General features: G+C 72.8%; 20 protein-coding genes. 15 read left to right on the plus strand and 5 right to left on the minus strand.

Annotated features, from left to right (window positions below; translation table 11 throughout):
- The first annotated feature begins 33 nt into the window (after positions 1-33).
- The 10 genes from AC6EXY_RS08510 to AC6EXY_RS08555 all read left to right on the plus strand — a co-directional run bounded on the left by AC6EXY_RS08510 (position 34) and on the right by AC6EXY_RS08555 (position 10,949).
- Positions 34-1,425 (plus strand): NtaA/DmoA family FMN-dependent monooxygenase, encoded by a 1,392-nt coding sequence (locus AC6EXY_RS08510; RefSeq protein WP_499816480.1) that lies wholly within the window; start codon positions 34-36, stop codon positions 1,423-1,425.
- A 64-nt stretch (positions 1,426-1,489) separates the two neighbouring features.
- Positions 1,490-3,058 (plus strand): ABC transporter substrate-binding protein, encoded by a 1,569-nt coding sequence (locus AC6EXY_RS08515; protein WP_499816481.1) that lies wholly within the window; start codon positions 1,490-1,492, stop codon positions 3,056-3,058.
- A 180-nt stretch (positions 3,059-3,238) separates the two neighbouring features.
- On the plus strand, positions 3,239-4,300 hold the full coding sequence (locus AC6EXY_RS08520) for an ABC transporter permease (RefSeq protein ID WP_101832532.1): 1,062 nt from the start codon (positions 3,239-3,241) through the stop codon (positions 4,298-4,300).
- Between the two features lies 1 nt (position 4,301).
- Positions 4,302-5,204: an ABC transporter permease gene (locus tag AC6EXY_RS08525; protein ID WP_101832533.1), complete on the plus strand. Its 903-nt coding sequence runs from the start codon at positions 4,302-4,304 to the stop codon at positions 5,202-5,204.
- Positions 5,201-6,223 carry an ABC transporter ATP-binding protein gene (locus AC6EXY_RS08530; protein WP_499816482.1) on the plus strand — a complete coding sequence of 341 codons (1,023 nt, stop codon included), beginning with the start codon at positions 5,201-5,203 and terminating at the stop codon, positions 6,221-6,223. The genes AC6EXY_RS08525 and AC6EXY_RS08530 overlap by 4 nt, the downstream gene beginning before the upstream one ends.
- Complete coding sequence (locus tag AC6EXY_RS08535) at positions 6,213-7,064, plus strand: ABC transporter ATP-binding protein (protein WP_101832534.1); 852 nt, start codon at positions 6,213-6,215, stop codon at positions 7,062-7,064. Before AC6EXY_RS08530 ends, AC6EXY_RS08535 begins: the two co-directional genes overlap by 11 nt.
- 101 nt (positions 7,065-7,165) lie before the next feature.
- Positions 7,166-8,506 (plus strand): NtaA/DmoA family FMN-dependent monooxygenase, encoded by a 1,341-nt coding sequence (locus AC6EXY_RS08540; protein WP_499816483.1) that lies wholly within the window; start codon positions 7,166-7,168, stop codon positions 8,504-8,506.
- Positions 8,503-9,588 (plus strand): LLM class flavin-dependent oxidoreductase, encoded by a 1,086-nt coding sequence (locus AC6EXY_RS08545; protein WP_499816484.1) that lies wholly within the window; start codon positions 8,503-8,505, stop codon positions 9,586-9,588. Before AC6EXY_RS08540 ends, AC6EXY_RS08545 begins: the two co-directional genes overlap by 4 nt.
- 6 nt (positions 9,589-9,594) lie before the next feature.
- Positions 9,595-10,464: an alpha/beta hydrolase gene (locus AC6EXY_RS08550; RefSeq protein WP_499816485.1), complete on the plus strand. Its 870-nt coding sequence runs from the start codon at positions 9,595-9,597 to the stop codon at positions 10,462-10,464.
- Positions 10,458-10,949, plus strand: a complete 492-nt coding sequence (locus AC6EXY_RS08555; RefSeq protein ID WP_101832183.1) for a flavin reductase family protein — start codon at positions 10,458-10,460, stop codon at positions 10,947-10,949. Before AC6EXY_RS08550 ends, AC6EXY_RS08555 begins: the two co-directional genes overlap by 7 nt.
- A 97-nt stretch (positions 10,950-11,046) precedes the next feature.
- Here the strand turns inward: AC6EXY_RS08555 and AC6EXY_RS08560 are convergent, their stop codons facing one another.
- Positions 11,047-11,604, minus strand: a complete 558-nt coding sequence (locus AC6EXY_RS08560; protein WP_165818406.1) for a GNAT family N-acetyltransferase — start codon at positions 11,602-11,604, stop codon at positions 11,047-11,049.
- Positions 11,605-12,190: 586 nt separating this feature from the next.
- On the opposite strand from AC6EXY_RS08560, the gene AC6EXY_RS08565 reads away from it, so the two are divergent.
- The 3 genes from AC6EXY_RS08565 (at position 12,191) to AC6EXY_RS08575 (ending at position 16,868) form a co-directional block, all read left to right on the plus strand.
- Complete coding sequence (locus tag AC6EXY_RS08565; protein WP_101832185.1) at positions 12,191-13,429, plus strand: LLM class flavin-dependent oxidoreductase; 1,239 nt, start codon at positions 12,191-12,193, stop codon at positions 13,427-13,429.
- Positions 13,430-13,535: 106 nt separating this feature from the next.
- Positions 13,536-14,027, plus strand: a complete 492-nt coding sequence (locus AC6EXY_RS08570) for a flavin reductase family protein (RefSeq protein ID WP_101832186.1) — start codon at positions 13,536-13,538, stop codon at positions 14,025-14,027.
- A 288-nt stretch (positions 14,028-14,315) separates the two neighbouring features.
- Entirely contained in the window at positions 14,316-16,868 is a 2,553-nt protein-coding gene (locus AC6EXY_RS08575) for a CaiB/BaiF CoA-transferase family protein (protein WP_207770322.1), read from the plus strand.
- Positions 16,869-16,938: 70 nt separating this feature from the next.
- On the opposite strand, the gene AC6EXY_RS08580 is transcribed toward AC6EXY_RS08575, so the two are convergent.
- Entirely contained in the window at positions 16,939-18,852 is a 1,914-nt protein-coding gene (locus tag AC6EXY_RS08580; protein WP_499816486.1) for an ABC-F family ATP-binding cassette domain-containing protein, read from the minus strand.
- Between the two features lie 483 nt (positions 18,853-19,335).
- Between AC6EXY_RS08580 and AC6EXY_RS08585 the strand changes: the two genes are divergently transcribed.
- The gene (locus AC6EXY_RS08585) at positions 19,336-20,847 is read left to right on the plus strand and encodes an MmgE/PrpD family protein (RefSeq protein WP_101836470.1); all 1,512 of its coding nucleotides are present in this window, start codon (positions 19,336-19,338) and stop codon (positions 20,845-20,847) included.
- A gap of 196 nt (positions 20,848-21,043) precedes the next feature.
- On the plus strand, positions 21,044-23,029 hold the full coding sequence (gene htpG / locus AC6EXY_RS08590; RefSeq protein WP_101836471.1) for a molecular chaperone HtpG: 1,986 nt from the start codon (positions 21,044-21,046) through the stop codon (positions 23,027-23,029).
- A gap of 84 nt (positions 23,030-23,113) precedes the next feature.
- Here htpG and AC6EXY_RS08595 read toward each other — a convergent pair whose 3' ends face one another.
- The 3 genes from AC6EXY_RS08595 to AC6EXY_RS08605 are packed head-to-tail and all read right to left on the minus strand — an operon-like array spanning position 23,114 to position 26,394.
- On the minus strand, positions 23,114-23,929 hold the full coding sequence (locus AC6EXY_RS08595) for a mycofactocin-coupled SDR family oxidoreductase (protein ID WP_101836472.1): 816 nt from the start codon (positions 23,927-23,929) through the stop codon (positions 23,114-23,116).
- 57 nt (positions 23,930-23,986) lie between these two features.
- Positions 23,987-24,880 carry an SDR family NAD(P)-dependent oxidoreductase gene (locus AC6EXY_RS08600; protein ID WP_101836473.1) on the minus strand — a complete coding sequence of 298 codons (894 nt, stop codon included), beginning with the start codon at positions 24,878-24,880 and terminating at the stop codon, positions 23,987-23,989.
- On the minus strand, positions 24,877-26,394 hold the full coding sequence (locus AC6EXY_RS08605; RefSeq protein ID WP_101836474.1) for an aldehyde dehydrogenase family protein: 1,518 nt from the start codon (positions 26,392-26,394) through the stop codon (positions 24,877-24,879). The genes AC6EXY_RS08600 and AC6EXY_RS08605 overlap by 4 nt, the downstream gene beginning before the upstream one ends.
- Between the last annotated feature and the right edge of the window lie 20 nt (positions 26,395-26,414).

The following is a 26,414-nucleotide window of genomic DNA, read 5'->3' on the forward strand; positions in this document are numbered from 1 at the left end:
CAGCGTCGCCGCCTGCTCCAGGAAGGTCCTCCCATGTCCGCTCGCACTCTCAAGCTGGGCGCCGTGCTCCTCGGCGTCGGTGGGCCAGGCCAGCACAACACCTGGCTGAACCCGGAGATCCCGGGCAACGCCAGCGTCGACGTCCGCTGGTACATCGCCCGCGCGCAGCAGGCGGAGGCGGCGAAGTTCGACCACGTGTTCATCGTCGACAGCCAGTTCATCACCCCGGACTCGCCGCACCACTACCTGAGCCGGCTCGAACCGCTGACGCTGCTGAGCGCGATCGCCGTGCACACCAGCCACATCGGCCTGGTCGGCACGATCACCACCTCGTACAACGAGCCGTTCAACGTCGCCCGCCGGCTCGCCTCGCTCGACCACATCAGCGGCGGGCGCGCCGGCTGGAACGTCGTGACCAGCGGTGACGGCGGCACCGCCGGCAACTACAGCCGCGACGAGCACTACGACTACGCGACCCGCTACGGCCGTGCCCACGAGCACGTCGCCGTCGCGCGGGGCCTGTGGGACTCCTACGAGGCGGGCGCCTTCCCCCGGGACAAGGACCGCGGGGTGTTCTTCGACCGCGCCCGGCAGCACCGGCTCGACCACTCCGGCGAGTACTTCTCCGTCGTCGGCCCGCTGAACCTCGAGCGCACCCCGCAGGGGCAGCCGGTCATCTTCCAGGCCGGCGACTCCGAGGAGGGCCGTGACCTCGGCGCGAGCATCGCCGACGCGATCTTCACGCACGCGCCGACCCTGGAGCGGGCGCAGGCGTTCCGCCGCGAGCTGCGCGCCCGCGCGGCCGCCAAGGGCCGCGACCCCGAGCACCTGCTCATCGTCCCCGGCATCTCGGTGATCATCGCTGACACGGACGAGGAGGCCCGGGCGAAGGACGCGGCGATCCGCGGCACCAAGAGCTTCGACAAGGCGCTGGCCGAGCTTGGCCGGCCCTTCGGCTGGCACGACTTCACCCAGTACGACCTCGACGCCCCCTTCCCCGAGGTCGGCGACGCCGGCGCGCTGAGCTTCCGCACCCAGGCCGAGTCCATCAAGAAGGTGGCCCGGGACAACGACCTCACCCTGCGCCAGGTGGTCGAGCATCAGCTCGAGCAGTTCCGCTCGCCGTTCGTCGGCTCGCCGCGCACGGTCGCCGACGCCATCCAGCGCTGGTTCGAGGCCGGCGCCTTCGACGGCATCAACATCACCGTGAACGTGCCGAGCGAGTTCGCCCAGTTCACCGACCGGGTGCTGCCGATCCTGCGTGAGCGCGGCGTCGTGCGCAGCGAGTACGAGTCCACCACCCTGCGCGGCAACCTCGGCCTGCCGATCCCCGCCAACCGCCACACCGCCCTTCGGGAAGCCGAAGCCGCCGCGACGGCACCAGCGCAAGGCGCGCCGGCCGCGGCGCCCGTCCCCGTGGCCTGACCCCCACCCCGTTCCACCCGACAGACCGCACGACGAACGTCCGAACCGACCAGAAAGACAGACGATGACCTCCGCGCGACCGCTGCGCTTCGCCCGCCGTTCCCGGCGCGGCGCCCTGTCCGGGACCCTTCTGCTTCTCGCGGCCCTCGTGCTCGGCGCCTGCGCCGGTTCAGGCGGCTCCGGAGCCTCCACCAGCGCGGGCGGCTCGGCGACGCTGAAGTGGGCGTCCTCCTACTTCCCGACGCACTGGGACCCGGTGGTCTCGGGCTCCGGCGCCCAGTTCCGCCAGCTGGCCCTCGTCTACGCGTCGCTGACCCGCACGGACGCCAAGGGTAATGTCGCCCCGGACCTGGCCGAGAGCTGGACCTACAACGCGGCCGGCGACCAGGTCACCTTCCATCTGCGGCCGAACCTGCGTTTCAGCGACGGCACCCCGCTCGACGCGGCGGCGGTCAAGGCGGCGATCGAGCGGGCCAAGACGCAGAAGGACTCCGCCCTGTTCGGCGACCTGACGTCTATCAAGACGGTGACCGCCAGCGGGGCGCGGGACGTCGTTCTCCAGCTCAGCCAGGTCGACCACCAGATCCCGTTGCTGCTCGGCGAGCGTGTCCTGCAGGTCGCGAGCCCGAAGGCCGCGGCCGACCCGGCCGCGCTCGACCAGAAGCCGATCGGCGCCGGGCCGTTCGTCGTCACCCAGCTCATCCCGGGCACGAAGGCCGTCCTGACGAAGAACCCGAACTACTGGGACGCCGCGAACATCCACATCGACAAGGTCGAGCTGACCTCGGCGTCGGACCCGACGACGATCGTCTCGGGCCTGCAGACCGGCGTCTACAACTTCGCCGACATCCCGCCGAGCCAGGCCAAGGCCGCGAAGGGCGCCGGTCTCGACGTCTTCGTCCAGCCGGGTTTCAACGCCAACAACATCAGCCTCAACATCAACAAGGCGCCGTTCACCAACCCCAAGGTCGTCGACGCGGTCCGCTACGCGACGAACCGGCAGGAGTTCGTCGACAAGCTGACGTTCGGCTACGGGCACCCGACCAACCAGCCGTTCCCGCAGGGCTACGTCGCCTACGACCCCGCCTCGGCGAACCTGTACCCGTACGACCCGGCGAAGGCGAAGCAGCTGCTGGCCGAGGCCGGCTACCAGCCCGGGCAGATCAAGCTGGACCTGGTCATCGCCAGTAGCGCCGCCTACTCCTCGACCGCGGAGATCGTGCAGTCCCAGCTCAAGGCCGTCGGTATCGACCTCACCATCAAGATCGACAAGAACTGGACCACGCCGTTCTTCGCCAAGGACCTACCGATCACGCTCTACGGCACCACCGGACGCGACTCGGCCGCCCAGACGCTGACCGCCCACTTCGGCCCGAACGGCCCGCTGAACCTCAGCTCGCCGTACGAGCCGGCCGGGTTCGAGGCCGCGATCGCCAAGGTCCGCGAGACCCCGCTCGACGCGCCGAACTACGCGCAGGTCCTGCGGGAGGCGACCCGGGCCGGGCTGCAGAGCAAGGCGCTGGTGTTCACCTTCGAGCAGCCGAACCTGTTCGCCAAGAACAAGGCGATCTCCGCGCTGCCCGCCAACCCCGGTCACATCGACTGGACCGGCGTGACCATCGGCGGCTCCTGATCCCTCCTCCCGGGTGGGCCGCCCGCCGCCCCCGCGGGCGGCCCACCCACCCCTGGCGGCCAGCCGCCCACCGTCCCGACCCGGCGCGGTGCGGGCCCGCTCCGATCCCGGCTCGGTCCCGCACCCCAGCACGGTCCCGCACCTGTCACACACCCGTATCCAGCACACAGGAGGCACGCCATGGCGGTGAGCACGGCTGATCCGCCGGTCGCGGCCGTCGGGCCCGCCGGGCCTGCCGGGCCCGTCCGGTCCGGCCGGGTCGCCGCGATCGGGGCGCGGCGGGCGGCCGGACGCGTCCTCGCCGCCCTGGCCCGCTCGATCGCGATCGTCGTCCCGGTGTTCGTGGTGGCGACCTTCATCACCTTCTCGCTGCGGTCACTCAGCGGCCTGAGCCCGGCGCACATCCAGCTCGGCGAGAGCGCCACCCCGGAGGCGGTCCACCGGGTCGAGGCGTCCTGGGGCCTGGACCGGCCGTTCCTCGCCCAGTACTGGAGCTGGTTCAGCGGGATTCTGCACGGCCAGCTCGGCCGGAGCTGGGCCAACGGGGCGACGATCTCCGACCTGATCTCCAACGGTCTGGCCGTGAGCCTGTCGATCTCGCTGTACGCGCTGCTCATCGGCCTCGTCGTCGGGGCCGCGCTCGGGACGCTCGCGGCGGTGCGGCGCACGAGCTGGATCGACCGGACGATCACCGCGTTCACGACGGTCATGGGGGTCACGCCGCCGTTCGTCGTCGGCATCGTGCTGGTGACGGTGTTCGCCGTCGGGCTCGGCTGGTTCCCGGCCGGCGGCTACGTGCCGACCAGCGCCGGCTTCGGCCCCTGGCTCGGGCATCTCACCCTGCCGGCGCTGGCGCTGAGCTTCGACGTGATCGCCGACGTCGCCCGGCAGCTGCGCACCGGCCTGGTCGCCGCCTACCGGGAGAACTACGTGACCGGGGCGATCGTGCGCGGGCTCAGCCCACGGCGGATCTTCCTGCGGCACGTGCTGCGTAACGGGGCCGGCCCGGCTCTGGCCACCCTCGGTTTCCGCTTCCCGATCATCGTCGGCAACTCGGTCATCACCGAGTGGATCTTCGGTCTGCAGGGGTTCGGCCGGTTCGCCAACGACTCGGCGCAGGCCGGGGACGTGCCGGCCGTGCAGGGAGTGCTGGTCGTGTCGATCGTGCTGGTCGTCGCGTTCAACCTGATCGTCAACGTGGTGCTCGCCCGGGTGACCCCGGCGTCGCGGCGGGGGGTCTGACATGGGCACCGTGCGCCGGGTACTCGGCCTCGTCTCCGGCCGCCTCGCGGTCGCGATCCTCTTCGTCGTCGCGCTGCTGGCGATCCTCGGCCCACTCGTCGCTCCGCACGACCCGCTGGCGACGAGCCCGCGCACGCTCGCCGGTCCGTCCGGCTCGCACTGGCTGGGCACGGACAACCTGGGCCGGGACGTCTTCAGCCGGCTGCTCGAGGGCTCCCGGACCTCCGTCGTCGGCTCGGTCGAGGTGGCCCTGGTCGGCCTCGCCGTCGGGGTGGTGCCGGGGCTGCTGTCGGTCTACCTCGGGCGGGTCTTCGAGTGGGTGACGCTGCGGGTCGCCGACACGCTGCTCGCGCTGCCGTTCCTGGTGTTCGCCGTCGCCGTGACCTCGCTGCTCGGCAACGGCATCACCCAGGCGATGCTCACCGTCGGCGTGCTCCTCTCGCCGCTGTTCTACCGGGTGACCCGGGCGGCGACCCTGACGGTGGCGCAGTCGCAGTACGTCGAGTCGGCGCTGATCTCCGGCGCGTCGGTCGGCTGGGTGGTGCGCCGGCACGTGTGGGGCAAGGTGCTGCCGCCGGTCATGGTGGCGCTCGCCTACACGGTCGGCATCGGCTTCGTCGTCGTGTCCAGCCTGACCTTCCTCGGCATCGGCGTGCAGCCGCCCGCGCCGACGTGGGGCGGCCTGCTCGCCTCCGACCTCGGCTACCTGTCCTACCAGCCCTGGGCACCGATCGCACCGGCGGTGCTGATCATCGTGACGGTGTGGGCCAGCAACCTGCTCGCGGACGCGATCCGCGACGTGTCCGGCGAGGCCGGCCGGGCGCTGCTCAACAACCGCCGGGCTCGCGCGGTGCGGGCCACGGCCACCACCGAACCGATCTCCGCTGGAGGTGCGACCCCGTGACGACGACCCAGGCCGATCGTGATCTGGTCGCGGCGACCGACGTCGGCGACCCACCGACAGCGACACCGACGCCCCGTCCCCGACCGGCCGACGAGGTCGTGCTGGCGGTGCGGGACGTGCGGATCCGCGACAATGTCGGCGACCGCGAGATCGTCCACGGCGTCACGTTCGAGCTGCGGCCCGGCCAGGCGGTCGGCATCGTGGGGGAGTCCGGCAGCGGCAAGACGCTGACCTGCCGCGCGGCGCTGGGCATCCTGCCCGAGCACTTCACCGTCTCCGGCGGGACGATCGAGATCGCCGGGGAGGACATCGCGGGGCTCACACCGGCCCGGTGGACCGCGCTGCGCGGCTCGACGATCAGCGCGGTGTTCCAGGACCCCGGGTCGTATCTCAACCCGTCCCTGCGGGTCGGCGCTCAGATCGCCGAGGTCGTGCGGGTCAAGGCCGGGCTGCGGCGGCGGGCGGCGCGGGCGCGGGCGGTCGAGCTGCTGGCCGCCGTGCGGCTGCGCGATCCGGAGCTCGTCTACGGCCAGTACCCCCACGAGCTGTCCGGCGGCATGCTGCAGCGGGTGCTGATCGCCGCCGCGATCGCCGCCGGCCCGCGAGTGCTCATCGCCGACGAGGCGACCACCGCGCTCGACGTGACGGTGCAGGCCGAGGTCCTGGACCTGCTGGCCGACCTGCGGGAACGCACCGGACTCGCACTGGTGGTCGTCTCGCACGACCTGGCCGTCGTCGCACAGGTCTGCGACGAGGTGCTCGTGCTGCGCGACGGCGAGGTCGTCGAGCAGGGACCGACCGAGCAGGTGCTCTACCAGCCACGCCACGCCTACACCCGGATGCTCATCGACGAGCACGAGCAGTACGGCCTCGAACGCTTTCTCGACGCCGACGCCGACGCCGACGCCGACGCCGACGCCGACGCCGACGCCGACGCCGGCACCGGTGCGGAGGCGGACGCGGACGGCGGTCGCGCCGGCGCACCCGCGAGGGACAGGGAGTTCGACGGTGTCCGCTGACGACCAGCAGCGAGCGGGGGACCGGCCGATTCTGGCGGTCGAGGACCTGGCGGTGCACTACGGAGCGGGGCGGCGGCGTCAGTCGGTGCTCGACGGGGTGTCCCTGTCGGTGGCCCGCGGGGAGACCGTGGGCATCATCGGCGAGACCGGCTCCGGCAAGTCGACGTTCGCGCGTACCGTGCTCGGCCTCGTGCGCGCCGGGCGCGGGCGGATCCTCATCGACGGCGAGGACGTCGCCCGGCACAAACCCCGGCAGTGGCAGGCGCTGCGCCGCCGGGGGGTGGTGCAGTACGTGTTCCAGGATCCGCTGCGCAGCCTCGACCCGGACCTGACGATCGAGGACTCGCTGGTCGAGCCGCTGCTCGTGCGCGGGATGCGGCGCCCCGAGGCCGTCGAGCGCGCCCGTGCCTACCTCGGCCGGGTGCGCCTCGACGAGGATCTGCTGCCGCGGCTGCCGGGGGAGCTGTCCGGCGGGCAGCGCCAGCGCGTCGCCGTGGCCCGCGCCCTCGTCGCCGAGCCTGGTCTGATCATTCTGGACGAGCCGGTGAGCGCGCTCGACTCGGCCAACCGGGTGGGCGTGCTGGAGATCCTCAAGGGGCTGCGCGACTCCGGCGTCGCGCTGCTGTTCATCTCGCACGACCTCGGCTCCGTGGCCGGCATCGCCGACCGGATCGCCGTGCTCTACCAGGGCCGGTTCGTCGAGGTCGGCGCCGCGCGCGACGTCGTGAACACGCCGCGCCATCCCTATACCCGCCTGCTCGTCGGCTCCGCGCCGACGCTGCGCTCGGCCGCCGCCGCCCGGGCCCGCCGGGAGGAGCTGCGCGCCCTGCTGCGCACCTGACCGTCACCGCCCGTCCGTCACCGCCCGTCCGTCACCGCCCGTCCGTCACCGCCCGTCCGTCACCGCCCGTCCGTCGTCGCCCGTCCGAGGGGAGCCTCCTCATGCCCCGCACCCTGCATCTCGCGCTGAGCGCCTACGGCGTCGGCGGTCCCGGCCAGCACGGGCTGTGGAAGGACCAGCGCGTTCCGAAGAACGCCAGCGTCGACATCGACTACTACATCCGGCAGGCGCAGACGGCGGAGGCGGCGCTGTTCGACGCCTACTTCATCGTCGACAGCCAGTTCATCAACGCCTCCTACCCGGCGCACTACCTCAACCGGCTCGAACCGCTGACCCTCCTGTCGGCCGTGGCCACCCACACCCGCTCGATCGGCCTGGTCGGCACGGCGAGCTCGACGTACAACTCGCCGTTCAACCTCGCCCGCCGCTTCGCCTCCCTCGACCACATCAGCCACGGGCGGGCCGGCTGGAACGTCGTCACCAGCTTCGACACCGGCACCTCGCGCAACTACGGCCTCGACGAGCACCTCGACTACCCGACCCGTTACGGGCGGGCCGAGGAGGCCGTCGACGTCGTGCGCGGGCTGTGGGACAGCTACGAGGACGACGCGTTCCCCGCGGACGTCGACCGGGGTGTCTTCCTCGACCCGTCGAAGCTGCACGCGCTCGACCACGCCGGCGAGCACTTCCGCGTCGCCGGCCCGCTCAACCTGGCCCGCTCCCCGCAGGGCCAGCCGGTGATCTTCCAGGCCGGGGTGTCCGAGGAGGGCCGTACCCTCGCCGCCCGGGTCGCCGAGGGCATCTACGCCCCCGGCGGCACGCTGGCGGAGTCGCAGGCGTACTACCGCGACATCAAGGACCGCGCCGCGGCGCTCGGCCGCGATCCCGACCACGTGGTGATCCTCGTGGGCGCCGGCCCGGTGGTGGCGTCCACCGACAAGGCGGCCCACCGGCTGTCCCGGGACATCTTCGAGGCCGACAATGACTTCGACCGCAAGCTCGGCTTCCTCGGCCGCAGCTTCGGCTCCCACGACTTCACCCCGTACGACCTCGACGCGCCGTTCCCCGACGTCGCCCACCTGGCCGAGCGCAGCGGCCGCACCCGCGGCCTGGAGATCGTCCGGCAGGCCCGGGACGAGAACCTCACGCTGCGCCAGGTCGTCGAGACGGTCAGCGAGTACACGCCGTCACCGTTCACCGGTGCCCCGGACACCGTCGCGGACGCCCTGGAGCACTGGTTCGCCGCCGGCGCCGCGGACGGCTACAACCTGCGCTTTCGCACCCACGAGGACCTGGAGCGCTTCGCCGCCGACGTCGTCCCGCTGCTGCAGAAGCGCGGCGTGTTCCGCACCGAGTACGCCGGCGACACCCTGCGCGCCAACCTCGGCCTGCTGGTTCCCGCCAACCGCCACACCCTCGCCCGCGAAAGCGCCGCCCGATGACGGCCCCCGGCACCGCCACCGCCCCCGCGGCCGACGGTGACCGGCCGCGGTTCCGGCTCGGCTTCCTCACCCACGTCGAGGGGCACGGGGACCCGGCCGCCACCTACCGCGACGCGCAGGAGCTGTTCGTCGTGGCCGACGAGCTCGGTTTCGACGTCGGCTGGGTCGCGCAACACCACGTGCCGCTCGCCGGCGGCGGGGTGCCCTCGCCGTGGACGTTCCTCGCCCACGCCGCCGCGCGCACCCGGCGGATCCAGCTCGCGACCGCGATCACGATCCTGCCGTTGGAGAACCCGGTGCGCCTCGCCGAGGACGTCTCCGTCGTCGACACGCTCAGCGGCGGACGGGTCGAGATCGGTGTCGGCAGCGGCGCGAGCGACGTCGAGTACGCCGTCTTCGGCCGTGACGTCACCCGCCGGCGTGAGCTGACCAGCGAGGGCCTCGCGATCCTGCGCGCGGCGCTCGCCGGCGAGGAGGTCGGCGCGCCCGGATTCACCATCCAGCCGCCGGCCGGCGACTTCACCGACCGGATCTGGCAGGGCGTGTTCAGCGCGCCCGGCGCCGGCCATGCCGCCGCCGCCGGCTCGAACCTGCTGCTCAACCGGGCCGCCTACGGCTACGACGAACCGACCGACGAGGTGCAGCGCCCCTGGGCCGACGCCTACCTCGCCGCCTGGGAGCAGCCGCGCCGCCCCCGCATCGGCCTGTCGCGGTTCGTCTTCCCCGCCGCCGACCGGGACGCGGCGCTCGCCCAGATCGGCCCCGGCGTGCTGACCGCGGCACGGCGCTTCGCCGAGCGCGGCGCCTTCCCGGCGGGCATCGACCTGGACGAGGCGCTGCGCCGCTTCCATGCCTTCCACGGGCATCCGGACGAGATCGTCGAGGGACTGCGGCGGGAGCGGGTGCTGCCGGTGGCCACCGACCTGATCACCCAGTTCAATCCCGCGATCGTCGACCACGACGCGGCGATCCGGGCCCTGGAGCTCATCGCCACCGAGGTGGCGCCCGCCCTGGGCTGGCGCCCCGCCGCGGATCCCACCCCCGCGCCCGCCACCGCCGATCGAGAACCGGCAGGAGTCTGACCGCCGATGACCGCCCCCCTGACGACCCCGTCCGCCGCCGCGCCGTCCACCGCCGCCGCGCCCGCGTCCACCATCTCCACCTCCGCGCCGCTGGACTTCCCACCCCCGCAGGGCCTGCGCGAACGCGGCACCGTCGTCGTCGTACCCGGGCGCGGCGAGAGCGCCGCGACCTACCGCCGGCTGGGCGCCCGCCTCGCCGCCGACGCCTACCGCGTCCGCGTTCTGCCCGCCCCGCCGGCCCTCCCGGCCCAGACCCTGTCGGGTACGCCGGGGTCGGGCCCGGCGGGGATCCTCGGCCCGCTCGCGGACGCGCTGTCCGCCGCGGTCACCGGCATCGGCGACGGCCCGGCGCGCCCGCTTGTGCTGGTCGGCGCGGACAGCGGGGCCGCCGCGCTCGCCGCGCTGGTGGCGACGGCACCGCCGGACGCCGCCTGGTGGCCCGACGCCGTCGTCCTCGCCGGGCTGCCCGGCCACGGCTCGCGGCTCGCGGCCGACGACTGGGCGCAGGAACTCGACGCCCGCACCCACTGCCCGGTGCACCGCGAGACGCTCGCCGACGATCCGGCGACGCGGCCCGGCATGCTCGCCGACGCGCTGCCCGACACGCTGCTCGACCTCGCCTACGGCAGCACGGCCCCCGTGCCGGCGCTGCTGCTCACCGGCGACACCGATCCGCTCGCCGACCGCGACGCGCTTCGCCGGCTGGCCAAGTCCCTGCCCGTCGCGCGCCTCGCCGTCGTACGCGGCGGGCATCGCGACGTCCTCAACGATCTGCAGCACCGTTCGGTGGCCGCCGAGGTCGTCGGCTTCCTGGAGGCGCTGCGCGCCGCCCCGCCGCTCGTCCCGTCGATCACAGTGGAGTCCAGCGCATGGTGAGTCCGCCGCGGGTCTTCGATCCCCGCCGGCTGCGCAACGTCTTCGGCGTCTTCCCCTCCGGGGTGGCCGCGGTCGCCGCGCTCGTCGACGACGCTCCCGTCGGCCTGGTGGTGAGTTCGTTCACCTCCGTGTCCCTGGACCCGCCGCTGGTCTCGCTGTGCGTCGCGCACACCTCCGGCACCTGGCCGGTGCTGGCCCGCGCGCCGCGGCTCGGTCTGAGCATCCTGTCCGCCGAGCAGGAGCGGGCCGGCCGCCAGCTCTCCGGCCGGGCCGCGGACCGTTTCGCCGAGCTGCGCTGGCGCGCGACCGCGGACGGCGCCATCCTGCTCGACGGTGCCAGCGGCTGGCTGGAGACCAGTGTCGACCAGCAGGTCCGCGCCGGCGACCATGACATCGTCGTGCTGCGTGTCCACGACCTGGACGCCGACCACGACGTGAGCCCGCTCGTCTTCCACGCCAGCCAGTTCCGCCGCCTCGAACGCTGACCCCGGCGAGCACCGCCGAGGACGTCGTCCGGCGATCACCAATGCGCCGGCGATCGGCGCCGTCATCCCGCGCACCGCGTACGCCCGCTCGCGGGAATCAGGCTCGCAGGTCGGTCGCGGACTGAGTCCAGACGTCGACCTCGCGGTCGAGCAGCGGGTTGTGGATCCGGCGGGTGGGACGCAGGCCGAGCTTGCCGGCGACGCGCTGGGAGCGGGCGTTCTCCGGGTGGATCACGGAGATGAGGTCCGGCAGGCCGAGGCGCTCGAACGCGTCGTCGCGGGCGGCCCGCGCGGCCTCGGTGGCCAGGCCCCGTCCCCAGGCCGCCCGGCACAGCCGCCAGCCGAGTTCCGGGCGTGAGCCGGCCGCCGCCAGGAACGGTGGGACGTGTGCCAACCCGGCGAAGCCGAGGACCTCTCCAGCATGGTCGGGCTCGTGGGACTCCAGAATCCAGGGCCCGTAACCGTGCTCCTGCCAGTGTTGGACCATGCGGCCGAGGAACGCCTCGACGGTGGCGGGATCGACGGGGCGGTTGAGGTAGCGCGCGACCTGCGGGTCGCGGTTCATCTCCGCGATGGCGGCCTCGTCCTCGGGCCGCCACCGGCGCAGCAGCAGCCGGGGCGTGCTGAGCGCCTCCACCTGCGGAAAATGGGTCATGTCCTCCCTTTCCGGGTCGCGTCCCGCGTCGTGACCTTCGCGGTCGTTGTCGCGCGGCTGGTCGTGGCAGCGTGATGGCATTGTCGCAGCGGCCCGTGTCGCGAACAGGGTGACAAACCGGACGCGGCGCGCGGCGCTCGCGACACGGTGCCGCTGTCCTCTGCGCGCTCTTCCCCGCCACGGGAAGTCCGCCTGATCGTCGGCTTTCTGGTCGACGCTGACGCCAGAGATGATCACGGAGTCCGGCTCGTTGACTGATCGTTGATTCTTATCGGTGTGATCGTGGATTCGCGTTGGACGGGAGGGAGAATCCCGCTCATCCTGATGGACATGCTTGGGAATCGGGCGGAGGGTCGGCGCCCACGATGGGCGCTCACCCGCCGGCGGTTCCTCGACTACGGGATCATCGCCTCCGCCTGCTGTCGTCCTCGCTGATCGAGCCGGCCGCCCCCCACGCGCCGGGCGCGCCCCGCAGTGCGTGCCTCATCCCGCTCCCGCGCCCGCGCCCCCGGCCGCCTCGGCCGGCGCCGTCGTGCCGCCACCCGCCTACCGCCGCCGGGCGTCCACCGGACCGAAAGGATCAGCCATGTCCGATCCCGCCGCCATCCCCGCGACCGCCGCCATCCCCGCGACCGCCGCGATTCCCGCGACCGCGTCGCCGACGGTCGAGTTCATCAGCCTGTCCCACCTGAACCCCTCGACCGAGCTCAACCCGGTGTCCACCCGAGGCATCGATCTGGCGTACTTCCGGACCTACGTGCGGTCGCTGGAGGAGGCCGGCTTCGACTACACGCTGCTGCCGTACGGGTCGAACAGCGCGGACTCGTTCGTCGTCGCCTCCGCGGTCGGGCAGCTCACCGAGCGGCTGCGCCCCATCGTCGCGCTGCGGCCGAACACCGCCTTCCCGCTCGTGGCCGCGCAGCAGCTCGCCACCCTCGACCAGCTCACCGAGGGACGCGCGGTGGTGCACCTCATCTCCGGCGGCAGCGACGTCGAGCAGGCCCGCCAGGGCGACTACCTGCCCAAGGACCGCCGCTACGCGCGCACCGCGGAGTTCATCGACCTGCTGCGCCGGGCCTGGACCGAGACCGCGCCGTTCAGCCATGACGGCGAGTTCTACCGCTTCGACGAGTTCGGTCCGGGCTTCGCGCCCTACGGCGCGACCATCCCGATCTCGATCGGCGGCCAGTCCGACGCGGCCTTCGAGGTCGGCGGGGCCAAGGCGGACATCTTCAGCTTCTGGGGTGAGCCCCTGGCGGACCTGCGCGGCGAGATCGACCGGGTGAACGCGCTCGCGGACGCCGCCGGCCGGGCCGAACGGCCGCGCATCTGGGTGACCTTCCGGCCGATCATCGCCCGGACGGACGAGCTGGCCTGGCGCAAGGCGTACGAGTACGTCACCCGCATCGAGCGGACCTATCAGGCCGGCGGCGCGCGCCGGTTCGTCGGCCCGGGCGGTCCGCAGAACGTCGGCTCGCAGCGGGCCCTCGACTTCGCCGCGAGGGGCGAGGTCTACGACCGGGCCCTGTGGACCCGCACGGCGGCCGCGACCGGGGGGCTCGGCGCCTCGACCGCGCTGGTCGGCAGCCCGGAGACGGTGGCCGCCGCAATCCTCGACTACGTCGACCAGGGCGCGAGCCTGGTCTCGATCCGCGGCTACGACACCCTGGCCGACGCGGTCGACTACGGGCGGTACATCCTGCCGCTTGTCCGCCAGGAGATCGCGCACCGCGAGGCCACCGGGCGCCGCGGCACCCTGCAGGAGCAGCACCCGGGGGCGCTCGCCCCCGGCTTCGACGCCGCGGTGGCCGCCGGAGCGCACTGAGCCCGCCTGACAGCCCCGCCTCTGACAGCCCCCCGTCTGAGAGCCCCGTCTGACACCCGCCTGAGAGTCCGCCGCTCGTCTCGTCGATCACAGTGGAGTGCAGCGCATGGTGAGTCCGCCGCAGGTCTTTGATCCCCGCCGGCTCCGGCACGTGTTCGGGGCGTTCCCATCCGGGGTGGCCGCGGTGGCCGCCGTGGTCGACGGAGCCCCGGTCGGGCTGGTGGTGAGCTCGTTCACGTCCGTCTCGCTGGATCCGCCGCTGGTGTCGGTGTGTGTCGCGCACACCTCCGGCACCTGGCCGGTGCTGGCGGGGGCGCCGCGGCTGGGGTTGAGCATCCTGTCCGCCGAGCAGGAGCGCCACGGCCGCCAGCTCGCCGGCCGGTCCGTCGACCGCTTCGCCGAGCTGAGCTGGCGTGCCACCGACGACGGCGCGGTGCTGCTCGACGGCGCCAGCGGCTGGCTGGAGACGAGCGTCGACCAGCAGGTCCGCGCGGGCGATCACGACATCGTCGTGCTGCGCGTTCACGACCTGGACGCGGACCACGACATCAGCCCCCTCGTCTTCCACGCCAGCCAGTTCCGCCGCATCGAACGCTGACGGCGCGGGCACGCCGGCGGCCCGCCCACACCCCCGCGTCGGCCCGCCCCAGGTGGCCTGGCATCAGGTAGTGGAAGTGGCGTAGCTCACGATGTATAAACATCAACACGATTCTTGTGATGGTGATGACGGCCGTTCCTCCAGAGGGGCAGGTGGCGGCGGTCCGCGAGGGTGGGACGGCACGACGGGGTGCCGCCGCCCGCCCGGCCGGGCCACGCGGGCGCCACCTTCGTGCCTGTGCGCGACGCGCAGCTCCCGGCGGGACGGACGACGGAGGGATGTGACCCCATGTCCGGGATCTGCGCGGGACTGACCGTCGTCGAGGTGGGATCGGGGAGCGTCGCCGCCTCGATCGCGGGAATGGTGCTCGCGGACGCCGGGGCGCGCCTCGTGAAGGTCGAGCCACCCGCCGGCGACACGCTGCGCGGCCGCAATCCCAGCGGGTTCCTCGTGTGGAACCGGGGCAAGGACAGCGTCGTCGCCGACCTGCGTGAACGCGACGGCCGCGAGCGGTTACGCCGGCTCGCGGCGAGCGCCGACGTCGTCATCGAGGCTCTGGCGCCGGGGCGCGCGGACGGCTGGGGGGTCGGCGCAGGGGACCTGCGCGCGCTCAACGCCCGTCTCGTGCACTGCTCGATCACCGCCTTCGGACGCACCGGCCCCTACGCGCGGGTGAAGGGACGCGACGAGCTGGTCGCCGCCAAGCTCGGCCTGTGGTCGCGCGGAGCGTTCGGGTTCCGCGACGGACCGCAGATGTACCCGGTCGCCTGGCCCAGTTTCGGTGCGGCGATGCAGTCGGTGGCCGGCGTGCTCGGCGCGCTGCTCGTGCGCGAGCGGACCGGGCGGGGACAGCGCGTCGACGCGACGCTGTTCGCCGGCCTGGACCCGCTCGACTACTTCGTCGCCACGGTCGTGCAGCTGACGGCCAAGCGGGGCGAGAAGCCGTCGGGGGATGCCCGGTCGGCGATCTCGGCGAGTCGCTACGGCGTGCTGGTCGCCACGAAGGACAGCCGCTTCATCCAGACCTCGACGATGCTGGGCCACCAGGCGCGGGCGCTGTGCGAGGCCGCGGGGATCCTCGACATCGTCGAGGCCGACGCCCGGTTCGCGGGCATGCCGACCTTCGCCACCGCCGAGATCGCCCAGGAGTGGGAGGACCTGCTGCTGGCGGCCTTCCGGTCCCGCGACCTCGAGCACTGGATGCCCCGTCTGCTCGCGAGCCCCGACATCGCCTTCGAGGTGTCACGCACGCCGGAGCAGGGCCTGGACCATCCGCAGATCGTGCACAACGGCGACGTCATCACCATCGACGACCCGTGGCTCGGTCCGGTGCGCGAGGTCGGCCCGATCGGGCACTTCTCCGCGACGCCGATGGACCCGCGCCGGTCCGCCCCCGCCCTCGGCGAACCCGCCGCCTGGGCCCCCGACGACAACGCCGAGGCCGAGCCGGCAGCCCCGGCCACCTCTCCCATGCCGGCCGGCGGGGCGGTCCCGGCTGGCGTCACCGCCGCGGCTGGTGGGGGCGTCGCGGCTGGTGGTGACGGGTACGGTGGTGACGGGGACGGTGGCGCGGGTGGGCCTGATGCCAACCCACAGGCGCCGCCGTTCGCGGGTACGACCATCGTCGAGTTCGGCTACTTCTACGCCATGCCCTACGCGACGGTGATGCTGGCCGAGCTCGGCGCCCGCGTCATCAAGATCGAGGACGGCGCAGGTGACCCGCACCGGATGTCCTTCGGCCCCGAGGTCGCCACGGCGAAGACCACGGCGGGCAAGGAAAGTCTGTCGGTGAACCTGCGCAGCGAGGAGGGCCGTCGCGTCGCGCACCGCCTCATCGCGACCGCCGACGTGTTCGTCACCGGCTTCCGCAGCGGCGTCGCCGAGCGTCTCGGCCTCGGCGAGAAGGAGCTGCGCGCGCTGAACCCCCGGCTGCTCTACGTCCACGCCGCCGGCTACGGCACCGAGGGCCCCTACGCCCATCGGGCGCTGTACGCGCAGGCCGCGCAGGCCGTCGGCGGCAGCTTCGGCCGGCAGGTCGGGCACTGGACCGAGCCGTCCCGCAGCCTCGACATGTCCGTCATCGAGCTGCAGGCCATCGTCATCCCGCGCCTCGGGCAGGTCGTCGACGGCGACTCCAACGCCGCCCTCTCCCTGCTCGCCGCCCTCGCGCTGGGTATCTACCACCAGCGGCGCACCGGCATCGGCCAGCGCCTGAACACCTCGATGATCGCCGCGAACGCCTTCGCCTACAGCGACGACTTCTGTACCTACGCCGACAAGCCTCCCGCCCCGATCGTCGACGAGGAGGCGTGGGGTACCTGCGCGCTGGGCCGCTGCTACCCGGCCGCCGCCGGCTCCTACGTCTGCCTGGTCGTGCGGTCCGAACCGGAACTGCGCGCGCTGTTCGCCGAGCTCGGCCTGCCCGCGCCGGACGACGACGCGCGCTTCGCCACCGCGACCGCCCGCGCCGAGCACGACGACGTGCTCGCCGCCCTGCTCGCCGAGCGTTTCGCCGAGCGCCCGGCCGCCGAGTGGGAGCGCGCCCTGGTGGCGGCCGGCGTCGGCTGCGTGGAGGCGGACCTGCGCGGGCATGCCATCGTGACCAGCTTCGACGCCAGGCTGCGCGACGCCGGCCTGACCACCGTCTACGCGCATCCGCTGTTCGGTGACCTGGTCAGGGCGGCACCGTGCGTCACCTTCTCCGAGACGCCGAGCCGGCTTGGCGTGCCCTGCGTGCGCGGCGAGAACAACCACGCCCTGCTCGCCGAGCTCGGCCACACCGCCGACGAGATCGCCCGCCTCGAGCACGCCGGTGCCGTCGTCCCGAGCACGATCGACTGACCGGGAAACGTAGCGTGCAGCGCGGGTCGCGGTGCCTACCCGCCGGCGGCCACCGGGTGGATGCTGGAGATCAGCTCCGGTAGGCCGAGGCGTCCGAAGGCGTCGTCGCGGGCGGCCCCATCGTCGCAGGCATGCTCGTCGTCGCAGGCATGCTCGTCGTCGCAGGCATGCTCGTCGTCGTGGGCGTGCTTGTCGTCGTGGGCGTGCTTGTCGTCGTGGGCGTGCTTGTCGTCGTGGGCGTGCTCAGCGACAGGCGGGCTCCGTGCCATCGGCGCCGGATCCAGCGGTCGTGGCTGACGAGGACGATCGCGCCGGGGTAGGCGTCGAGCGCGGACTCCAGTTCGTCGACGAGGGCGAGGGACAGATGGTTGGTGGGCTCGTCGAGGAGCAGGACGTCGACGGGATCGCGCAGCACCTGGGCGAGGGCGAGCCGCTGGCGCTGGCCGGCGGACGCCCGCGCGACCGGCACCGCGAGCTGGTCGGGCGTGAACAGGCCAAAGGCGAGCAGCGCCTGGGCGTGCTCGGCCGGACCGCCGGCCCGGCCACGGGCGAACGCGGCGAGCAACGTGTCGTCCGGGCGGGCGTGGGCGACCTGCTGGGGGAGATAGCCGATCGTGCCCCGCCGGGTGAGCTGGCCCTCGTCGGGGCGCAGCTCCCCGGCCAGCAGCCGCAGCAGGGTGGTCTTGCCCGCGCCGTTGGCCCCGTCGACGAGCACCCGCTCGCCGGCGCCGACGGTGAGGTCGGTCGGTGCCAGCCGCCCGGCGACCGTCACGCCGACGGCCTGCACCAGGGTCCCGGATGCCGGCGCGTTCGCCGCGGCGGTGGACGGCGACGGCCCGGCGCCGGCCGCTGTTCTCGGACGTTGGCCCGGCGGGCCGTACTGGGTCGGGTGGCCGTGCCGGCCCGGCAGGCCGTGGTGGGCCGGGTGGGCGTGCTGGGTCGGCAGGGTGAAGCGCAGGGGTGCGGGCGGGGGCGGGACGGGGGCGTCGAGCAGGCGGCGCAGGCGCTCCTCGGCGTTGCGCACGCGGCTCGCGACCGCCTGCTGGACCCGGTCGCCGGCGAGGCCGTAGGACATCTTGTTGCGGTCGGTCGGCGCGCGGTGTGACACCCGGCGTGATGTGACGGCGACGGCTTCCCGTTGACGGTCGACATCGGCCTGCCAGGTGGCGTACGTCTGGGCCTGGCGGGCACGGGCGGCCCGGCGCGCGGCGAGATAGCCGGCGTAGCCGTCGCCGTAGCGGGACAGGGTGTGCCGCTCGGCGTCGACCTCGACGAGGGTGTCGACCGTCTGGTCGAGGAAGACGCGGTCGTGGGAGACGACGACGGTCGTGCCGCCGCGCGTGCGCAGGTGCGTCGCGAGCCAGGTCAGCGCCTCGTCGTCGAGGTGGTTCGTCGGCTCGTCGAGCAGCAGTACCTCCCGCCCGGCACTGAGCACGCAGGCCAGGCGCAGCCGGGCCTGCTGACCGCCGGAGAGCGTCCCCACCGGCCGCTCGCGCTCCAGCCCGCGCAGCCCGACGCCGTGCAGGACCCGTTCGACGCGGGCATCGGCGTCATAGCCGCCGCGCAGGTCGAAGGTGGTCAGCAGGGTGCCGTACTCGGCGAGCGCGGCCTGCTGCGCGTCGGGCCCGCCAGGGGCGTCCGGCGCGGCGGCGCCGGCCATCACGGCTTCCAGCACGCGCAGCCTGAACTCGATCGCGCGCAGGTCGGCCAGCGCGTCATTGATGGCGTCGCCCACCGTCCAGCCCGCCGGCATCGGCGCCTCCTGGGCGAGGTGGCCGACACCCCCGTCGGCCTGGACGATCACCCGACCCTCGTCGGGCGTCTCCCGCCCGGCGAGCATCCGCAGCACCGTGCTCTTGCCGGATCCGTTCTCGCCGATCACCCCGGTGCAACCACCGGTGGGCAGCGCACAGGAGGCGGCCACCAGCACGGGGCGGTGGTCATACGACTTGCTGACAGCGTCCAGGGAGAGTTGCGTGGACATACGTGTCCTCCGAGGTGGTACCGGCGACGCGACCGTGGCGGGTCACGCCCTGGCGGGGCACCTCAGCGGAGCACCGGCAACTCCTCGGGACGGCAACACGAACCCGATCACCCTGCCATGCTCGGCCGCGGCCGGCAAACCAGTTTTCGCGCCCGCCCGTCAGCGTGGGCCGGCACCACCTCCCGTGGCCGGGCCGGCGGACTGCGCCGCGCGGATCGGGCGGGAAGGCCCGCGGATTCCGTCATCTCCCCGCGGTGACCCGCCCTCGTCAGACGCACCGGGCGGCGGCCGGCGTCGGGAGTCAGGACTCTCCAGCGGAACGCCGGATCTGCCAATTCTGTCAATGGGGTGGATCTCCGCGGGGAGGTAGCGTCGGACCTCGTGGACAAGATGTTCGCCGGCGCGCGGCGGCGGCTGCGGGAAGGCGGCGCGATGAGCCAGGTCGATCTTGCCCGCGTCCTGGCTGTCGCGAGGTGAGCCCGCATGGCTGAGCACAAGGTGCGTGTCTACCGCAGTGAGGAGCGCTTCGTCCGGGAGGAGCAGCTCGCCTGGAAGATCGCGGCGGTCGCGGCGGATCCGGTGGAGGTCACCGACGAGGTGGCCGCGATGGTCGTCAACCGCGTGATCGACAACGCCGCCGTGGCGGCCGCGTCGCTGGCCCGAGGGCCGGTCACGGCGGCACGGGAGCAGGCGACGCGGCACGCGCCGCCGTCCGGCCGGCCCGGCGCCACGGTGTTCGGCCTGCCGCCCGCGACCCGGGTCTCGCCCGAGTGGGCGGCCTGGGCCAATGGTGTCGCGGTGCGTGAGCTGGACTTCCACGACACGTTCCTCGCCGCCGAGTACTCCCATCCCGGCGACAACATCCCGCCGATCCTCGCGGCCGCCCAGCACACCGGGCTCGGGGGGCGCGAGCTGCTGCGCGGCATCGCGACCGGCTACGAGATCCAGGTGGCCCTGGTCCGGGCGATCTCCCTGCACAAGCACAGGATCGACCACATCGCGCATCTCGGGCCGTCGGCCGCGGCCGGGATCGGGACGGCGCTCGGCCTGCAGACGGAGACGATCTACCAGGCGGTCGGGCAGGCGCTGCACACCACGACGACGACCCGCCAGTCCCGCAAGGGCGAGATCTCGAGTTGGAAGGCGTACGCCCCCGCGTTCGCCGGCAAGATCGCCGTCGAGGCGGTCGACCGGGCGATGCGCGGCCAGGGCGCGCCGTCGCCGATCTACGAGGGCGAGGACGGCGTGATCGCCTGGCTGCTCGATGGCCCGCAGGCACAGTACGTCGTCGGCCTGCCCGGCCCCAGCGAGCCCAAGCGGGGCATTCTCGACACCTACACCAAGGAGCATTCGGCCGAGTACCAGAGCCAGGCTCTCATCGACCTGGCCCGCCGGCTCGGCCCGCGCCTCGGCGACACCCTGGCGAGCGTGCGGTCCATCGTCCTGCACACCAGCCATCACACCCACCACGTCATCGGCTCGGGGGCGAACGACCCGCAGAAGTACGACCCGACGGCGAGCCGGGAGACCCTCGACCACTCGATCCCGTACATCCTCGCCGTCGCCCTGCAGGACCGGGACTGGCATCACGAGCGCTCCTACACCCCCGAGCGGGCCGCCCGGCCGGACACCGTCGAGCTGTGGCGGAAGATCACCACGGTCGAGGATCCGGAGTGGACCCGGCGCTACCACGCGACGGACCCCGCCGAGAAGGCCTTTGGCGGTAGGGTCGTCGTGACTCTGGCGGACGGCTCGGTCGTCGAGGACGAGATCGCCGTCGCCGACGCGCATCCGCTCGGCGCCCGGCCGTTCGGGCGGCCCGAGTACGTGGCGAAGTTCCGCCGCCTCGCCGAGGGCGTCGTGTCCACCGACGAACAGGACCGTTTCCTCGACGCCGCGGTGCGCCTGCCCGAGCTGCGCCCCGACGAGCTCGGCGAGCTGACCCTCGTCCCCGACTGGCCGCTGCCCACCAGCTCCGCCGCCGGTCTCTTCTAGAGCCCAGCATGTCCGGCTCGGGCGGTTCCGTCGGGCCGCGGACTGGCAACCGGTAGGATTTCCTGCGCCGATCGCGCCGGGCCACGCGGGCCTGGCAGTCCGTCGCGCATGCCTGTCGGGGGCGTCCCAGCCGGTGTTCGCGGTTGATCGGTTGTGTGCTTTCCGTCCATCATCCGTGTCCGCATGGAGGAACCCCGTGAGCAGCCGGGTCGAGACGTTGGAGTTCCAGGCCGAGGCGCGTGCGCTGCTGCGCCTGATGGTGCACTCGATCTATTCCGACAAGGACGTGTTCCTACGGGAGCTGATCTCCAACGCGTCTGACGCGCTCGACAAGCTGCGCATCGCCGCGCTCGTCGACCAGAGCCTGCGTGAGGACGCCGAGGACCCGCACATCGACATCGAGGTCGACCGGGACAGCCGGACCCTGACCATCCGGGACAACGGGATCGGGATGTCCCGCGAGGACGTCGTCGGGCTCATCGGCACGATCGCCCGGTCGGGCACGGCGGAGCTGCTGCGCAAGCTGCGGGAGTCCGCCGACGCCGCCGCCTCCGCCGACCTCATCGGCCAGTTCGGCGTCGGCTTCTACGCCACGTTCATGGTGGCGGACACGGTCACGCTGGTGACCCGCAAGGCCGGCGAGCCGGGCGGCACCCGGTGGGAGTCCTCCGGCGAGGGCACCTACGTCATCAAGGACGTCGACGACGTGCCGCACGGCACCGCGGTCACCGTGCACCTCAAGCCCGAGGACGCCGAGGACCGGCTGTTCGACTACACCGACGAGTACAAGATCCGCGAGATCGTCAAGAAGTACTCCGACTTCATCGCCTGGCCGATCAGGATGGCCGTCGAGCGGCCCGCCCCCGCCACGGCGGGAGAGGAGACCGACGGCGCGGACGGTGGCGCGAGCGGCGACGGCGCGGACACCGCGGCGGGCGCCGCAGCGACGGTGACCGAGATCGAGACGCTCAACTCGATGAAGGCGCTGTGGGCCCGTCCGCGCGACGAGGTCGAGGCGGCCGAGTACAACGAGCTCTACCGCCACCTCAGCCACGACTGGACCGACCCGCTCGAGGTCATCCAGATGAAGGGCGAGGGGACCTTCGAGTACGAGGCGCTGCTGTTCATCCCGTCCCGGGCGCCGCTGGACCTCTACACCCGCGACGCGAAGCGCGGCGTGCAGCTCTACGTCAAGCGCGTGTTCATCATGGCGGACTGCGAGGCGCTGCTGCCGAACTACCTGCGCTTCGTCAAGGGCGTCGTCGACGCGCGGGACCTGTCGCTGAACATCTCCCGCGAGATCCTCCAGCAGGACCGCCGGATCCAGCAGGTGCGCCGCCGGCTGGTGCGCAAGGTGCTCGCCGCCGTCGCGAACCTGCGCGAGAACGAGCCCGAGAAGTACCGCACCTTCTGGACCGAGTTCGGCGCCGCGGTCAAGGAGGGCCTGCTCGAGGACACCGAGAACGAGAAGGCGATCCTCGACATCGTCTCCGTCGCCTCCACCCGCGACCCGGAGCAGACCACGACGCTGCGCGAGTACGTGGAGCGGATGAAGGACGGCCAGACCGAGATCTACTACCTGACCGGCGACTCCCGGGCGACGATCGAGAACTCCCCGCACATGGAGGCGTTCGCGGCGCGTGGCTACGAGGTGCTCATCCTGACGGACCCGGTCGACGAGGTCTGGGTCGAGCGGGTCGGCCGGGTCGACGACCACCCGCTGAAGTCGATCGCCAAGGGCCAGGTCGATCTCGACTCCGACGACGAGCGCAAGGACGCCGAGGCCGAGCGTGACGAGCAGCGCAAGGAGTTCGCCGAGCTGCTCACCTGGATGACCGAGCGGCTGAAGGACGAGGTCAAGGAGGTCCGGCTGTCCTCGCGGCTGACGACGTCGCCGGCCTGCGTCGTCGGCGACACCTTCGACATGACCCCGGCGCTGGAGAAGATGTACCGGGCGATGGGGCAGAACGTGCCGCACCAGCGCCGCATCCTCGAGGTGAACCCCACCCATCCGCTGGTCGCGGGCCTGCGTCGTACCCACGAGCAGGACGCCGGGTCGACCGCGCTCGCGGAGACGGTCGAGCTGCTCTACGACATGGCGCTGCTCGCCGAGGGTGGCGACCTGCGGGATCCGTCCCGGTTCACCCGGGTGCTCGCGGGCCGGCTGGCGAGCACGCTGTAGCGTTCGGGTCGCGCGAGAACCCCGGTCGGGACGAACCCGTCCCGACCGGGCAGCGGCGGCACGCCTACCGGCTGCCGCCCTCGGTCAGGTCTTCGTCGCGCCCATGTCCACCGTGAGCTGGGTGGCCGTCACCGACCGGGACAGGTCGCAAGCGAGCCACAGGACCGCGTCCGAGATGTCGTTGGCATCGGCGACCGGCAGGTTCGGCAGCATGCTGCCGAACGACACGGCGTAGGCGGGATGGTCCCCGAGGATCTTCTCGACGGTCGGATCCTCGCCCATCGGGGTGGCGACCGCCCAGGGATGCACCGAGTTCACCCGGATGTTGTACTCGCCGAGCTCGATCGCCGCCGCCTTGGTCAGACCGACGACGCCGTGCTTGGCCGCACTGTAGTGCGCCTCCGCCGGCAGCGACTTGAGGCCCGCCGCCGAGCTCACCGTGATGATCGACCCACCGTTGCCGGCCGCGATCATGTGCGGTGTGGCGGACCGCAACGTCCGCCACACGCCGGTGAGATTGATGTCGATCACCGTCTGCCACTGTTCGTCGGACAGCTCCCAGAACCGGCCCCAGTTGTTGATGCCGGCGTTGGCGACCACGACGTCGAGCCGCCCGCCGAAGGCCGCCACCCCCTCGGCGAGCACGTCGTCGAGCGCCTTCGAGTCGCGCACGTCACCCGGGCGGGCGACGATCTTCCCGCCCTCGGTCTCGACCAGCCGCACCGTCTCGGCCAGGTCGTCGGACGTCGCCGCGGGGTAGGTGTTGTGCGGCGACGCCGGCCCGGCGATGTCGATCGCGATGATCGACGCGCCCTCACGCGCGAACCGGACGGCGTGACTGCGGCCCTGGCCACGGGCGGCGCCGGTGATGAACGCGACCCGTCCGTCGAGTAAGCCCATCTGCTCTCCCCTGCACTGGTGGTGGGTGCTCCGGTGGGTGGGTGGGCGGGCCCGGTGTTACGCCCCGGCGGCGCCGGCGATGTCCTCCTGCAGGTTCGCGGGCAGGACGCCCGCGCTCCCGTCCAGGTCACCCGGCATGATGATCGAGGTCCTGGCGAGGTTGCCGCCGTCCGTCGCCGGCAGGCAGACGCCCGACATGTAGGCGGACTCGTCGCAGATGAGGTACAGCGCCGCGTAGGCGTTGTCGCGCAGGGACGGCGGGCGCGACAGCTTGAGCGGGATCGACGTCTGCGCCGAGTCCCAGGGCTGCATCTCCTCGTAGCTCTTCCCGAGCACCTCCGCGTCCGGCGGCATCGCGAAGTTGATGCTCATGCCGTGCGCCGGACACAGCGCGTTCGCCCGGATCCCATAGCCGCCCAGGGACAGCGACATGCCCTTGACCAGGCCGTTCACGCCGTGCTTGGCGGCGGCGTAGCCGGGGAAACCGGGGTAGGCGACGTAGCCGGCCATGGACGACACCGCGAGGATCGTGCCGCCACGCTGCTTCTTCATCTGCGGCACGACGGCCTTGGCGGCGAGGAACACGCCGGTGAGGTTGACCGCGAGCATCGAGGTGAAGCCCTCGACGGAGATGTCCTCGAACGCGAGCGTGCCGAAGCCCTCCTCGGGCACGCCGGCCGAGCACATCAGCCCGTCGACGCGGCCGAACGACGAGACCGCGAGGTCCACGGCGCTCGTCAGCTCGTCGAACTCGCGCACGTCGGCCTTGATCCCGACGGCCTGGCCGCCCGCGTCCTTGATCTCGGACACGACCCGGTCGACCCGGGCGGGAACGACGTCGGTGACCACGATCCTCGCGCCCTCGGACGCGAACAGCAGGGAGCTCTCCCGACCGAGGCCGGAACCGGCGCCGGTGATCAGGATGGTCTTGTCCGCCAGCCGCCCGCTCATGCCTGTGCGCCCTTCGCGCCCGCGCCGCCGGCCACGCCGGGGCTCGCGATCGTCTTCGCCTGCAGGTACTCGCGGAACCCGTCCTCGCCGTGCTCACGGCCGACACCGCTGATCCCGTAGCCGCCGAACGGCGTGTCCGGCGACAGGTAGAACGACGGACCGATGTTGACCGTGCCCGCCTTCAGCCGGTTCGCGACCCGCCAAGCCCGCTCCGGGTCCTGCGTCTGGACGTAGGCGGACAGGCCGTAGCGGGAGTTGTTCGCCACCCGCACCGCCTCGTCGTCGTCGCCGTCGTACTTCACAACGGTCAGCACCGGGCCGAACACCTCGAGCTGGGCGATCTCGGCGTCCTCGTGGACGTCGGCGACCAGCGTCGGCTCGTACCAGAAGCCCCTGCCGTTCGTCGGCGACGCGCCGCGCCTGCCGCCGACGGTGGTGCGGGCGCCGGCCTCGCGGGCCCGGTCGACCATGCCCTCCATCCGGGCGAGCTGGGCGGCGTTGATGATCGGGCCGACGACGTTGGTCGGGTCGGTCGGGTCGCCCCAGGGCAGGTGACGCAGCGCCTCGGTGAGACCCTCGACCACTTCGTCGTAGCGGCTGGCGTGCACGACGAGCCGGGTGGCCAGCGCGCAGCCCTGCCCGGAGTTCGACATGCACATGCCGACCGCGAGCGGCAGGGCGACCGCGAGGTCGGCGTCGTCGAGGATGATGTTCGCGGACTTGCCGCCGAGCTCCAGGCATACCTTGCGGATGCCGACGGCGCCGCGCTCGTAGATGCGCTGACCCACGGCCGGCGATCCGGTGAAGTGGTACATGTCGACCCGCGGGTCGCCGGTCAGCGCCTCGCCCGCGGCCGCCTTGTCCTCCGAGCTGAGGATGTTGAGCACGCCCGCCGGGATGTCGGTGTGCTCGTGCGCGATCCTCGCGAGGAGCGAGCCGGTCAGCGGCGTGTCCGGGGCCGTCTTCAGCACGACGGTGTTGCCGGTCGACAGCGCGTGGTGGATCTTCCAGAGGTCGGTCATGAACGGCGCGTTCCACGGCGTGATCGCGCCGACCACGCCGTACGGCTCGTAGCGCACGTGCCGGTTGCTCGGCAGGCCCATGACGCCCTCGTGGACCCCGAAGTCCGTCTCCCAGGGGAAGCGGCCGATGAGGTCGTTGAAGTAGCTCATGTCGCCGGTCATCACGTCGATGTGAGCGCCGATGTTGGACGCCGGCGTGCCCGCCTCGGCGATCTGCACCGCCTTGAGGGCCGCCGCCTCCTTGGCCAGCGCGTCCTGCAGCTGGCGCAGGACCCGCTGGCGGAAGGCGTGATCGGTGGCCCAGGAGGTCTCGTCCGCGGCGCGGCGCGCCGCCGTGACCGCGGCGGCGACATCCTCGGCCTGCCCGTCGGCGGCGGTGCCGACGACGGTCTCGTCCGCCGGGTTGATCACCTCGAAGCGCCCGCCGCCGGCCGCCTCGCGGAACTGCCCGTCGATGTACAGCCGGCCCTCGGGCTCGAAGTCGAGCGACATGAACGTACTCCACCTTTCTC

The organism is Frankia sp. RB5, from assembly GCF_059816245.1.

Coding starts and splice junctions, on each gene's coding strand:
- AC6EXY_RS08510 (WP_499816480.1), top strand. CDS start 34: ATGTCCGCTCGCACTCTCAAGCTGGGCGCCGTGCTCCTCGGCGTCGGT.
- AC6EXY_RS08515 (WP_499816481.1), top strand. CDS start 1,490: ATGACCTCCGCGCGACCGCTGCGCTTCGCCCGCCGTTCCCGGCGCGGC.
- AC6EXY_RS08520 (WP_101832532.1), top strand. CDS start 3,239: ATGGCGGTGAGCACGGCTGATCCGCCGGTCGCGGCCGTCGGGCCCGCC.
- AC6EXY_RS08525 (WP_101832533.1), top strand. CDS start 4,302: ATGGGCACCGTGCGCCGGGTACTCGGCCTCGTCTCCGGCCGCCTCGCG.
- AC6EXY_RS08540 (WP_499816483.1), top strand. CDS start 7,166: ATGCCCCGCACCCTGCATCTCGCGCTGAGCGCCTACGGCGTCGGCGGT.
- AC6EXY_RS08545 (WP_499816484.1), top strand. CDS start 8,503: ATGACGGCCCCCGGCACCGCCACCGCCCCCGCGGCCGACGGTGACCGG.
- AC6EXY_RS08550 (WP_499816485.1), top strand. CDS start 9,595: ATGACCGCCCCCCTGACGACCCCGTCCGCCGCCGCGCCGTCCACCGCC.
- AC6EXY_RS08555 (WP_101832183.1), top strand. CDS start 10,458: ATGGTGAGTCCGCCGCGGGTCTTCGATCCCCGCCGGCTGCGCAACGTC.
- AC6EXY_RS08560 (WP_165818406.1), bottom strand. CDS start 11,604: ATGACCCATTTTCCGCAGGTGGAGGCGCTCAGCACGCCCCGGCTGCTG.
- AC6EXY_RS08565 (WP_101832185.1), top strand. CDS start 12,191: ATGTCCGATCCCGCCGCCATCCCCGCGACCGCCGCCATCCCCGCGACC.
- AC6EXY_RS08570 (WP_101832186.1), top strand. CDS start 13,536: ATGGTGAGTCCGCCGCAGGTCTTTGATCCCCGCCGGCTCCGGCACGTG.
- AC6EXY_RS08575 (WP_207770322.1), top strand. CDS start 14,316: ATGTCCGGGATCTGCGCGGGACTGACCGTCGTCGAGGTGGGATCGGGG.
- AC6EXY_RS08580 (WP_499816486.1), bottom strand. CDS start 18,852: ATGTCCACGCAACTCTCCCTGGACGCTGTCAGCAAGTCGTATGACCAC.
- AC6EXY_RS08585 (WP_101836470.1), top strand. CDS start 19,336: ATGGCTGAGCACAAGGTGCGTGTCTACCGCAGTGAGGAGCGCTTCGTC.
- AC6EXY_RS08595 (WP_101836472.1), bottom strand. CDS start 23,929: ATGGGCTTACTCGACGGACGGGTCGCGTTCATCACCGGCGCCGCCCGT.
- AC6EXY_RS08600 (WP_101836473.1), bottom strand. CDS start 24,880: ATGAGCGGGCGGCTGGCGGACAAGACCATCCTGATCACCGGCGCCGGT.
- AC6EXY_RS08605 (WP_101836474.1), bottom strand. CDS start 26,394: ATGTCGCTCGACTTCGAGCCCGAGGGCCGGCTGTACATCGACGGGCAG.